The sequence below is a fragment of the Streptomyces sp. NPDC048473 genome, from assembly GCF_043200155.1.
Taxonomy (GTDB): Bacteria; Actinomycetota; Actinomycetes; order Streptomycetales; family Streptomycetaceae; genus Streptomyces.
Genome location: NZ_JBICXE010000153.1, coordinates 1 through 2,553 on the forward strand (window position 1 = coordinate 1; position 2,553 = coordinate 2,553).

The following is a 2,553-nucleotide window of genomic DNA, read 5'->3' on the forward strand; positions in this document are numbered from 1 at the left end:
GTGCGACACGAAGTTGCACGAATTTGAGTGGACTGGCCGATTGGAGAGGCAGTTGATGAAGCTGTAGGTGCAGTCACGGGTCTGTGTCCATAAGACCCGTCCCCGCCCTTGACGTGCGATGCCGGTAACGGCGTGGTGCGAAGCTCAGGGGAAAGCCCAAGGACTTCCGTTCCATCCGGGAGTTACCGGCAAGGGGAAGACCGGACGGGTGAAGTACATGAACTCCCGATGATGCCTCGTGATCCCAAGCTCCACCGATGGAATGCATGAGTGGGGTGCATGGCTAGCCGTTGAGAAGCGGCAGGCGCTGGCCGGTAGAGGTCACTCCGGCCAGGTGGACACCGCCGCCTCGGGGTAAAGGGAGCACCCACCCCGGTCGTATCTCGTTCGTGTGGAACGTGGAAAACCCGTTGGGGTCCGGGCCGTTTTGGCTCGGTCAGCTGACCGTGAGGAAGGCTCAACTCCCCAGCGGGAACAGGACGGCCCAAGAAGCTAAAGCCGGAAGCCGAAAGGAAACGGGAACCCGGGGCAGACGATCGGACTCTCCGCCGGTCGCCCTGCATAACCGTCCGGATACGGGCACTGCCCGGACCCGAAAGGGTGCTGACGTGGGCCGGGTGAGCCTGTGCAGAATCGCTGGATAAAGACGACGAAACCGAGGGGCAAGTTGGACACCATGCTGATGGCAGACGGGGCGGCTTCGGCCCTTCCGGCTGCGTCTGCTCCGGCGAACGGACCCGAGGGCGAAGACTTGGACTGGGCGTCGATTGACTGGCGGCGGGTCGAAGAAGACGTACGGCGTCTGCGGCAGAGAATCTTCACGGCATCGCAGGCAGGGGATCTGAAGAAGGTCCGCAATTTGCAGAAGCTGATGCTCCGGTCCCGCTCGAACACGCTCCTGAGCGTGCGACGGGTCACGGAGATCAACGCTGGACGCGCGACGGCGGGAGTCGACGGAAAAGTCATGTTGCTTTCCCAGTCCAAGGCCGCATTGGCCAAATGGGTCCAGCATCGCGCCCGACCGTGGATTCCCAAGCCCGTCAAGCGGGTGTTCATCCCCAAACCGGGGACCACGAAGAAGCGCGGACTCGGAATTCCCGTGATTGTCGACCGGTGCCTGCAAGCTGTGGCACTGGGAGCATTGGAGCCCGAGTGGGAAGCGCGGTTCGAGCCGAAGTCGTACGGCTTTCGGCCCGGCCGTGGCTGTCACGACGCAATCGGGGCCATCTATTCCACGCTCAACGGGAAGAACCCGCAGCGTGCGTGGGTGCTCGACGCGGACCTGACGGCGGCGTTCGACCGCATCGACCACGCCCGGCTCATGGCCGCTCTCGGCACCTTCCCCGCCCGGGGCTTGGTCCGTCAGTGGCTGAAGGCCGGGGCCGTGGATCGCGGTCGGTTCGCCCCAACCGAGGAGGGAACTCCGCAGGGTGGGGTGATCAGCCCGTTGCTCTTCAACGTGGCCCTGCACGGAATGGAGGAAGCCGCAGGAGTCCGCTATTACACCACCGGCAGAGATGCCGGGAGTGCGCAAAGCGGCAGCCCCGTGCTGGTGCGGTACGCAGATGATTTTGTCGCGATGTGCACCAGCCGTGAACAGGCCGAACAGGTCAAGGAACGGCTGGCCGTATGGCTGACGCCGAGGGGACTCGCCTTCCACGAGGACAAGACACGAATAGTTCACGCGGAGAGCGGATTCGACTTCCTGGGGTTCAACGTCCGCCGCTATCACGGCAAACTGCTGATCAAACCGAGCACAGCGGCCAAGAGACGGATCCGGGAACGGCTCAGTACCGAAATGGTGGCCCTGCGAGGGGCCAACGCCGGTGCGGTACTCAAGAAGATCAACCCGATCGTGCGGGGTTGGTCTGCCTACTACCGGACGGTGGTGTCCAGTGAGATCTTCACAGCGTTGGACAATCACATGTGGAAGCTCGCTTACAAGTGGGCCAAACACAGCCACCCGAACAAGCCGAAGCGGTGGATATCCAACAAGTACTTCGGCCGGTTCAACAGGTCCAGGAAGGACCTGTGGGTGTTCGGTGACCGCGACAGCGGTGCCTACCTGCTCAAGTTCTCCTGGACGAAGATAGTCCGGCACCAACTGGTCAAGGGGAAGGCGTCCCCGGACGACCCTGCCCTGGAATCCTATTGGGCTCAGCGGCGCCGCAAGGGAAACCCTCTACCAGTCGATGCCATGACCGTGCGTCTGCTGCAGGCACAACACGGCCGTTGCTCGATCTGCGGAGGGCTCCTACTGCATGCCGATCACCCGCCACAAAGCCCACAAGAATGGGAAACGTGGCGGGCCGTCATCCGGAAAGCGATCTCCAAGCAATACATTGCGTTCCCGGACGAGAGTACGCCGGACGGTCAACGACTCCGTCTCCTCCACACCCATTGTCAACGGCGGAATGGAGCTGCCGCGATGACGAGTCCAGCACCTTTGCCTGCCGGCGAGCCTTTGGGGCTTGCTTGAGCCGTGTGCGGTGAAAGCTGCTTGCACGGTTCTGAGGGGGCGGGGACATAGTAATACGTCCCCGCTACCCGACT

General features: G+C 62.7%; 1 protein-coding gene. It reads left to right on the plus strand.

The features are described 5' to 3' along the window. Positions 1 to 676: 676 nt before the first annotated feature. Complete coding sequence (ltrA, locus tag ACGFU7_RS47815) at positions 677 to 2,479, plus strand: group II intron reverse transcriptase/maturase (protein WP_393705074.1); 1,803 nt, start codon at positions 677 to 679, stop codon at positions 2,477 to 2,479. Positions 2,480 to 2,553: the final 74 nt, after the last annotated feature.

Bases quoted from the DNA above. Each gene is read 5' to 3' on its own strand.
- ltrA (WP_393705074.1), top strand. From the start codon at position 677: ATGCTGATGGCAGACGGGGCGGCTTCGGCCCTTCCGGCTGCGTCTGCT.